This window comes from Nocardia sp. NPDC060220 (assembly GCF_042727815.1).
Lineage (GTDB): Bacteria > Actinomycetota > Actinomycetes > Mycobacteriales > Mycobacteriaceae > Nocardia.
In genome coordinates, this window is record NZ_JBHWZY010000270.1 from 1 (window position 1) to 7,899 (window position 7,899).

Sequence of the window (7,899 nt, forward strand, 5' to 3'; positions counted from 1 at the left end):
GGATCCTGGTCGTCGACGGCGCCGCGGGCACCACCCGGCCCCGCAGCGCTCCGGTTCGGCGCCAACTCTCCCTGCACGAGACTCGCGCCGAAGCCGAAGCCGAACGCGACCGAATCCTGTCCTGGCACAACCGAATCGGCCCGGAAGATCCCGACTCACCCGTTTGGTGGACCATCGCCGAACGCGGCCTCGGCGCAACGGTCGGCCACACCCGTTGCGGCACGCACGATCCCACCGCGACCGGTGGCCGAATCCGCGCCGAAGCCCTGACGGTCGGCGACATCATCCGCGTCCCGGTCCCCGACGGCGGCTTCCTCCAGGACCGCATCACCGCGCTCACCCAACCCGCCGCGGGCGCGTCGATCGTCGTGGACTTGGCACCGGTCGCCAACTCCCGCGTCCGTCGCGTCGTCGAATTCGCCTCCGATGAAATCGTCGACGTGGTGCGCAGATCGGAGGAACGCTCGGCATAGCGGGCGCGACAGCCGAGTCCGGTCATGGCGGCGGCGAACCTCGGCACGGTGAAACCCGCGGTCCGGCGCGGGTTCATTCGTGTCCGTGATCGGCGCTCACCGGGGTGAATTCGGGCCCAGGACCGTGCGGATCACCTCGGTGCGCAGCGGTAGATCGAACTCGCCGTCGGCGGTCTCCGGTGTCGCACGCAGGTAGTCGAGGATCCGGCCGAGCACTTCGGCTCGTTCTTGCGCGGAGATGACCACGGTGTGTGAATTGGTGCCGATGGACGCGGTCAGTGATTCGGCGGTCCGCCGCTGGCTGTGCGCGAACTCGGCGTACTCGAACGGCGCGAACAGTGGGTGCGCGGGCAGCGCGTCATCGGACGACGACGGTGGAAACGACGCGGACGAGCGCGAGACCGCCTGCAGTCCCGCGACCCACTCGACCTTGTTGTCGTCGTTGTTCCAGAACGCGGCGAACACCCCCTCCGCGCGCAGCACCCGCGCGATCTCGGGAAACGCCAGCGCTTGATCGAACCAGTGGAACGCCTGCCCGGCGAGCACCGCGTCCACCGACCCATCGGCCAGCGGAATCGCTTCCGCTGTACCGGAAAGCGCCCTCACCCCGGGAAAGTGACGAACGAGTTCGGCCCGCATCGCCTTATCGGGTTCCACCGCGATCACCTCGACCCCCGCGGCGAGCAAACCGCCGGTGAGCTTGCCTGTCCCCGCTCCCAAATCCAGCACAACAACCCCCGCCTTTTTCGCCACCGGCTCCAGCGCCCACCGAATCCCCGCCTCCGGATAGTCCGGCCGATGCTCGGCGTAGACGGTTGCCTGCGCGCCGAACGAGCCGGCCCGTCGCTTCCGCCGCTGGACCTCGTCCGCCGTCCGATCCGCAGAGTTGCCGATTCCCACCATGGCACAAAGCTACCGACTGCCGTCGCGCCGCGAAATGGTTCGTGTGGGTGGTGAATTGTATTGGGGTACAGAGAGAATAGTTGCCATGGATTGGACCAATGTGGCGGTTGCCTCGATCACGGTTGTCGGCACGCTCGGGGGCGGCGTCGTGACCCAGGTTTTCGCGATTCGCAGCAAGCGAATCGATGCGAAGGTACAGCGCGACAATCGAGCGGAGGAACTGCGGGAGCTCACCCGGAAAGAGGCCACCGACGAGAAGCGGGCGGTCTACGCGGATCTCAACACCACGGCGCATTCCTGCCGAACGGCGATCCGGCACTATCTCGACGAGAAAAGCGGCGGGCGCACCCCTGATCTCGCCAAGTTCGAGACTGCGCGGGAGGCGTTGCGCGACAGCTATTCCCGTGCGCAGATGGTGGTGTCGGATCGAGCACTCGATTTTGCGTCGGAGGTCAATCGCTGCCTCGACATCGCCCATCGCACAGCGCTCCAGTTGGACGAGAACGACGCCGTGGAGGTCGCGGCACTTTATCGCTTCCTGGACGAGTCGGTGGGCTTCGGTGTCCGCCTGCTGCGTCGAGCGATCCGCGAGGACCTCGGGATCGAACCCGGGGCCGATGCCGATCTCGGCGGCCGTCTCGTCTCTCTCAGGGAAATGCGCCACGAGTTCGTCGGGAGGCAACGGCCCGACGTGCCCGCCCAACAGCTCGACCACCTCGGTTGAGGTTCGCCGACCGACGCTGGTCGCGATACCCAGACCACCTCGATGCCTGCGGATACGCGCGGCCGCGGCACATCGAGGGCGAGGTCGTGGCCGACATCGCGCGGTGATCACGGCGCGCTGACCGTCGCGGAGACGTGGCCGCGGCCCGGCATGGTCGCGGCGGCGACGAGCATGACGACAGCCATGGCCAGCATCGCGAGGAAGACCAGGTGGATGCCGTGGGCGAGTTCGCCGGGTGCGGGGTGGTCGGGGTTGTGGATGCCGGCGTTGACGATGGCGCCGAACACCGCGACGCCCAGTGCGCTGCCGAGAGAACGGGCGAACATGTTGGCGGAGGTGACCACGCCGCGTTCGTGCCATTCGGCGCTGGCCTGAGCGGCGATGAGGGTGGGGGAGGCGACCAGGCCCATCCCGCAGCCGATGAGGAAGCAGGAGGCCGCGATCTGCCACGGGCTCGACTGCGGGCCGACGAGCAGCGTGGTCGCGCAGCCGAGCGCGGCGATCGTGCTGCCGACGAGGCCGCTGATGCGGAATCCCCAGCGCAGGTACAGCCTGCCGGACAGGGTCGCGGCGAGCGGCCAGCCGAGCGTGAGCCCACCCACGGTGAGCCCGGCCACCAGGGCGGTGGTCCCGAGCACGCCCTGGGCGAAAGTCGGCACGTACGAGGTCAATCCGAGGATGACGGCGCCGACCAGCAAGGAGACCGTGCTGCTCGCGATCACCACGCGCCGGGTGAAGATCCACAGCGGCAGAATCGGGTTCGCCGTCCGCAGCTCGACCACCACGAACAGCGCCAGCACCGTCACGCTGCTCACGAACAAGGTGAGCGAGACCGGTGAGGTCCACTCCCAGGCCTGACCACCTTCGAGCAGGGCGAGGATCAGGGCGCCCGCACCGACGGTGAGCAGGATCGCACCGAGGTAGTCGATGCGCTGGGTGCGGCGCACCGCCGATTCGGTGAAGTGGCGCACCAACATCCAGGCCGCGACCGCGCACAGCGGAAGGTTGATCAGGAAGATCCACCGCCAGCTCAGATGGTCGGCGAACAAGCCGCCCAGCAGCGGGCCGAGCACGGCCGAACTCGCCCACACCCCGGCCAGATACCCCTGGACCTTGGCGCGTTCGGCCAGTGTGTACAGATCACCGGCGATCACCATCGTCATCGGCTGGATCGCGCCCGCTCCGATGCCCTGGATCGCCCGGAAGGCGATGAGCGCCACCATGCTCGTGGCCAGCCCGCACAGCAGCGACCCCACCGCGAACGCCGCGATCCCGAACAGGATCACCGGCTTACGCCCGACCATGTCGGCGAGCTTGCCGTAGATCGGCACCGTCACGGCCTGCGCGAGAAGGTAGATGGAGAACAGCCACGGGAACATCGCGAACCCGCCGAGAGTGTCGGTGATGGTGAGCACCGCTGTGGCGATGATGGTCGAGTCGAGGGCCACCAGCCCGGTGGAGAGCATGAGCGAGGCCAGGATCGGACCTCGTTCGGAACGCAGACCGACAGCCGGGCTCACGGTATCGGTAGCCACCGAGGTCCTTTCGTTGCATCGACTAACCACTCGGTTCAAGGTATCCGGGGCGCAACCGTTTCCGCGCGGCATTTTCCGAGGGTGTGACGCGATCGGTGTGGGGCGGGTCTTCAGTCGGCGGCGAACCTCGCGGCGATGTCGGCCGCGGTGACCTTGGCCAGTTCCACGAAGAACGGCACCCGCTCGTCGATCATCAGCGTCGCGGGTCCGCGCATGCCCAGAGCGAAGCGGCAGCGACCCTGGCTGTCGAGGATCGGCAGGCCGATGGTCCGGAATCCTGGGTCGAGTTCGCGATCGTTGAACGCATAGCCGCGTTCGCGCGTGGTGATCAGTTCCGCGCGCAGTTCCTCGGGGCTCGACACCGAACGCTCGGTGCCCTCTTCGTAAGGCAGCGCACGCAATTCGTCATCGCTGGCATCCGACCATGCCAGCAGCGCTTTGCCGAGTGCGCTGGCGTGCAGCGGAAGTCGCACACCCTGGAGCTTGTGCCCGTCGCTCTCGCGCCAACGGCTGGTGCCCAGCAGGACCGCGTGGATGCCGTGGCGGGTGGCCACCGACCCGGTCGCTCCGGTGGTGGCGGCCAGTTGCTCGAGGTAGGGCTCGGCAAGGTAGATCCGGTGTTGGCGATAGGCGATCTGACCGTATTCGGCCAGTGCTCCGCCCATGCGGTAGCGACTGGACTCGGCGTCCTTCTCCAGGAACCCGGCCTGCACGAGCGCACCGAGCAGACGGTGGGTGGTGCTGATCGCCAGGCCCTGGGCGCGGGCGACTTCCGAGACTCCACGCTCCTCGCCGCCGCGGAAGCAGTCGAGTACCGAGAGGGCCCTGGTCACGGTCTGCACGCTGGAGGTCTCCACAGAGGCGACGGTAACACAGGTGTTCGAGCGCTCGACCGCTCAAATTTCCGCTATGTGGAAAACGCGGGTCCGGGAACCCCGGTCACTTGCCATAGAACGACAAGTCCACCGCTGTCAAGCTTTCCGATCCGTGGAAAGGCATACCTCGTTCGAGACCACACCCGCTCCTACGCTGCGAAGGCATCAACCCCCAGCCCCGAACAGGAGCCCCGATGTCCCGCAGGCTGCCGGCCTTCTCGCGGATCGCCCTCGCGATCGTCCCCGTCGTAGCCCTCGTCGCGGCGTGTGGCTCCGGCTCCACGCCGGAACAGGGGGCGCAAGCCTCGTTCGTTCTCAAGGTCACCGATCCGGGCAACAGCGGCCCGCTCGCCGTCGGCAAGCGCGACGGCACCTTCGACGCCGCACTCGCCCCGCTGGGCGCCAAGATCGAATGGGTCAGCACCACGCCGGGTTTCAGCTCCATGCTGAAGCTGTTCAACACCAGCGAACTCGATGTCTCCGGCGCCGCGTTCAGCCCCGTCGTCGGCGCGCTGTCCAAGGACGTCGGCGTGAAGATCGTCGCCGTGGCCGACCCGGCGGGTCAAGATCAGAGCGGCATCGTGGTGACCCCGGACTCGGGCGTGACCACCGTGGCAGGCCTGGTGGGCAAGCGGATCGCGGTGAATCCCGCGGGCAAGGGCGAGTACATCACGCTCAAAGCGCTCGCCCAGGCGGGCATTCCGGCCGACAAGGTGACCCGGGTGCCCCTGCAGCAGAAGGACGCCGCTTCGGCCTTCGCGACCGGCAAGGTCGACGCGTGGGCATCCTTCCTGGTGCCCTACCAGGAGGCCAAGGCCGCGGGCGCCAAGGAGATCGCCACCGAGAAGTCAGTCGGCTCCAAGGACAACACCGTGGTGGTGTTCCGCACCGAAGTTCTCGACAAGCGCCCCGATATCGCCGCGAAGTACCTGGAAGTACTGCAGGGACTCACCGCGAAGCAGAAGGCGGCGCCCGCCGATTTCGAAAACGTCTTCGAGAAGTCCGGCCCGCGTGCGCTGGCCGGTGACCGGCTCGCCGACGCGGTCCGGGTCGGCGGTGAGGTCACCGTGCCCCGACTGCCCGCCGAATCCGATGCCATCGACCTGGCCGACGTGGTGAACACCTTCGCCGACAACGGCGTCATCTCCCGCCGGATCACCGCCGCCGACATCTTCTACGACCTGAAATCCAAGCTCACCCCGGACCAGCTCGCCGCGCTGAAGGGCAAGTGAGATGAGCACCCTCGCCTTGGCCCCGCCCCGGGCGCGCGTCGCCCGGCAGCGGCCGCGATGGTTGTCACTCGGCCTGCGCGCTGTTCTACCCGCCGCGATCGTGCTGGTCTGGTGGGTGGGTTCGGCGAGCGGCGCGATCTCGCCGCGGGTGATCGCGGGCCCCGGCGCGGTCTGGTCGGCGTTCGTCGAACTGTTCGACAGCGGCCAGCTGGTGGACTTCGCGCTCGCCTCGTTCGGGCGCGCGGCCGCCGGGGTCGCGATCGGCGTAGGGGTCGGGCTGGTGCTCGGCCTGCTGTCGGGGTTGTCCAGCCTCGGGGAGGAGCTGGTCGATTCGACCATGCAGATCGTGCGGGCGGTGCCGTTTCTGGCGCTGGTTCCGCTGTTCATCGCCTGGTTCGGGATCGACGAGCTGTACAAGATCCTGCTCATCGCGGTGGCGACGACAGCGCCGATGTATGCCTACACCTATCTCGGTGTGCGCAATGTCGACCGCAAAATGGTCGAGGCGGCACGCAGTTTCGGGCTCACCGGCACCCGGCTGGTGGTCGAGGTGATCGTGCCCGCCGCGCTGCCCGGGATCCTGATGGCGCTGCGGGTGTGCCTGTCGATCAGCATCACCGCGCTCATCGCCGCCGAGCAGGTCGGCACCCAGCAGGGCGTCGGCTACCTGGTGACCCTCGCTCAGGAATACAACCGCACCGACTACATGGTGCTGTGCGTCGTGCTCTACGCGCTGCTCGGTCTGGTGTTCGACGCACTCGTGCGGCTCGCGGAACGCTACGCGATGCCCTGGCGGAAGCAGGTGGCGATCCGATGACGACGACAACAGCAGCGCCGGTCCCCGTCGAGACCGAAGCTCCGGCCCCGGTAGCGGTATCGATCACCGGTCTGCGTAAGGCGTTCGGCGAGAAGACAGTTCTCGACGGAGTCGACCTGACCATCCGCCGCGGCGAGTTCGTGGTGCTGCTCGGCCCGAGCGGCACCGGCAAGACCACTCTGCTGCGTCTGCTCACCGGGCTCGAAACCCCCGATGCCGGTGAGGTATTGGTGCCTGCCCGACGCACGACGGTCTATCAGGAACCCCGGCTGATCCCGTCGAAGCGGGTACTGGCCAACGTCATCGTCGGCCTGCGGCGCGGCAAGCCGCAACGCGAAGCCGGTCTGCGCGCACTGAACGAAGTCCACCTCGACGGCAAAGCCGGTCAGTGGCCCGCCACCCTGTCCGGTGGTGAAGCCCAGCGCGCTGCACTCGCCAGGGCGCTGGTGCGCGAACCGGAGCTGCTGCTGCTCGACGAACCGTTCGCGGCACTGGACGCCCTCACCCGGCTCCAGATGCAGGACCTGGTCGGCGATCTCGTCGCGCGGCACCGGCCCGCCGTCCTCATGGTCACCCACGACGTCGACGAGGCGATCCGCCTCGCCGATCGGGTGATCATCCTCGACCACGGCCGTTTCGCCGTCGACGAGGTCATCGATCTACCCCACCCGCGTGATCACGCGGCACCCGAAACCCTCGGGTACCGCACGCAATTCCTCGCCCAGCTCGGCGTCGGACCACACACCAGGAGCCTGTCATGACCGAAACCCTGTGGTACACCCGCTGCCCCGTGCCGACCGCGAGCGGTCTCGCGCACAGCCTCGGCTGGCTCGGCGAGACCGCCGCCAGCGCCGGCCTCGAGTTCGGCGTTCTCCAGGACGCGGGCCCCGAGCTCGCCGGCCACCACTTCTCCCACGACCTGTCGGGCCTGATCCGGGAGGGCGGCAATGTGCCCGCCCTGGCCGCTCGCGCGCAGGGTTCGCCCACCCGCCTGATCGGGCTCACCTGGATCGACGAGTCCCAGGCGATCCTGGTCGGTCCCGAATCGCCGGTCACCGACGCGGCGGGTCTGGCCGGTCTGCGCGTCGGCGTCCCCGCGTGGGCCCAGGATCAGGCGCGCAGCTTCCCGCGCGCGATGGCACTGCACGGCTTCGCCAACGCGCTGCGCCCCGCCGGGCTGACCCTGGCCGATGTCCGGGTCGTCGAGCTCGATGTCGAACGGGATCCGCAGGTGCGCACCGCGATCCAGAGTGCACGGCGCTCGACGACGTGGGGTGTGGAGGAACTCCTCGACGGCAAGGTCGACGCCATCTACGTCAAGGGCGCCCGCGCCCAGGAAG

Annotated in this window: 8 protein-coding genes and 1 pseudogene; 6 read left to right on the plus strand and 3 right to left on the minus strand. The window is 68.3% G+C overall.

Features of this window, described 5'->3' with window-relative positions; all coding sequences use genetic code 11:
• Positions 1 to 473: hypothetical protein (locus tag ACFWF3_RS16025; protein ID WP_379314268.1), on the plus strand; the 473-nt coding region annotated here is incomplete at its 5' end.
• Between the two features lie 96 nt (positions 474 to 569).
• Here ACFWF3_RS16025 and ACFWF3_RS16030 read toward each other — a convergent pair.
• On the minus strand, positions 570 to 1,376 hold the full coding sequence (locus ACFWF3_RS16030; protein WP_379314269.1) for a class I SAM-dependent methyltransferase: 807 nt from the start codon (positions 1,374 to 1,376) through the stop codon (positions 570 to 572).
• On the opposite strand from ACFWF3_RS16030, the gene ACFWF3_RS16035 reads away from it, so the two are divergent.
• On the plus strand, positions 1,375 to 2,100 hold the full coding sequence (locus ACFWF3_RS16035) for a hypothetical protein (RefSeq protein ID WP_378989949.1): 726 nt from the start codon (positions 1,375 to 1,377) through the stop codon (positions 2,098 to 2,100). The two genes, ACFWF3_RS16030 and ACFWF3_RS16035, sit on opposite strands and share 2 nt — an antisense overlap.
• 107 nt (positions 2,101 to 2,207) lie before the next feature.
• On the opposite strand, the gene ACFWF3_RS16040 is transcribed toward ACFWF3_RS16035, so the two are convergent.
• Positions 2,208 to 3,635, minus strand: coding sequence for an MDR family MFS transporter (locus ACFWF3_RS16040; RefSeq protein ID WP_379314270.1), 1,428 nt, complete (start codon positions 3,633 to 3,635; stop codon positions 2,208 to 2,210).
• 110 nt (positions 3,636 to 3,745) lie between these two features.
• Positions 3,746 to 4,492: an IclR family transcriptional regulator gene (locus ACFWF3_RS16045; protein WP_379314271.1), complete on the minus strand. Its 747-nt coding sequence runs from the start codon at positions 4,490 to 4,492 to the stop codon at positions 3,746 to 3,748.
• A 212-nt stretch (positions 4,493 to 4,704) separates the two neighbouring features.
• On the opposite strand from ACFWF3_RS16045, the gene ACFWF3_RS16050 reads away from it, so the two are divergent.
• The 4 genes and pseudogenes from ACFWF3_RS16050 to ACFWF3_RS16065 all read left to right on the plus strand — a co-directional run.
• Positions 4,705 to 5,742 carry an NrtA/SsuA/CpmA family ABC transporter substrate-binding protein gene (locus ACFWF3_RS16050; RefSeq protein ID WP_379314272.1) on the plus strand — a complete coding sequence of 346 codons (1,038 nt, stop codon included), beginning with the start codon at positions 4,705 to 4,707 and terminating at the stop codon, positions 5,740 to 5,742.
• 1 nt (position 5,743) lies between these two features.
• A complete protein-coding gene (locus tag ACFWF3_RS16055; protein WP_379314273.1) occupies positions 5,744 to 6,559 on the plus strand; it encodes an ABC transporter permease in 816 nt (271 codons plus the stop codon).
• Positions 6,556 to 7,320, plus strand: a complete 765-nt coding sequence (locus ACFWF3_RS16060) for an ABC transporter ATP-binding protein (protein WP_378657604.1) — start codon at positions 6,556 to 6,558, stop codon at positions 7,318 to 7,320. Before ACFWF3_RS16055 ends, ACFWF3_RS16060 begins: the two co-directional genes overlap by 4 nt.
• Positions 7,317 to 7,899, plus strand: a pseudogene (locus ACFWF3_RS16065) (ABC transporter substrate-binding protein); the annotation flags it as partial. The gene ACFWF3_RS16060 and the pseudogene ACFWF3_RS16065, both read left to right, overlap by 4 nt.

Coding starts and splice junctions, on each gene's coding strand:
- ACFWF3_RS16030 (WP_379314269.1), bottom strand. CDS start 1,376: ATGGTGGGAATCGGCAACTCTGCGGATCGGACGGCGGACGAGGTCCAG.
- ACFWF3_RS16035 (WP_378989949.1), top strand. CDS start 1,375: ATGGCACAAAGCTACCGACTGCCGTCGCGCCGCGAAATGGTTCGTGTG.
- ACFWF3_RS16060 (WP_378657604.1), top strand. CDS start 6,556: ATGACGACGACAACAGCAGCGCCGGTCCCCGTCGAGACCGAAGCTCCG.
- ACFWF3_RS16055 (WP_379314273.1), top strand. CDS start 5,744: ATGAGCACCCTCGCCTTGGCCCCGCCCCGGGCGCGCGTCGCCCGGCAG.
- ACFWF3_RS16050 (WP_379314272.1), top strand. CDS start 4,705: ATGTCCCGCAGGCTGCCGGCCTTCTCGCGGATCGCCCTCGCGATCGTC.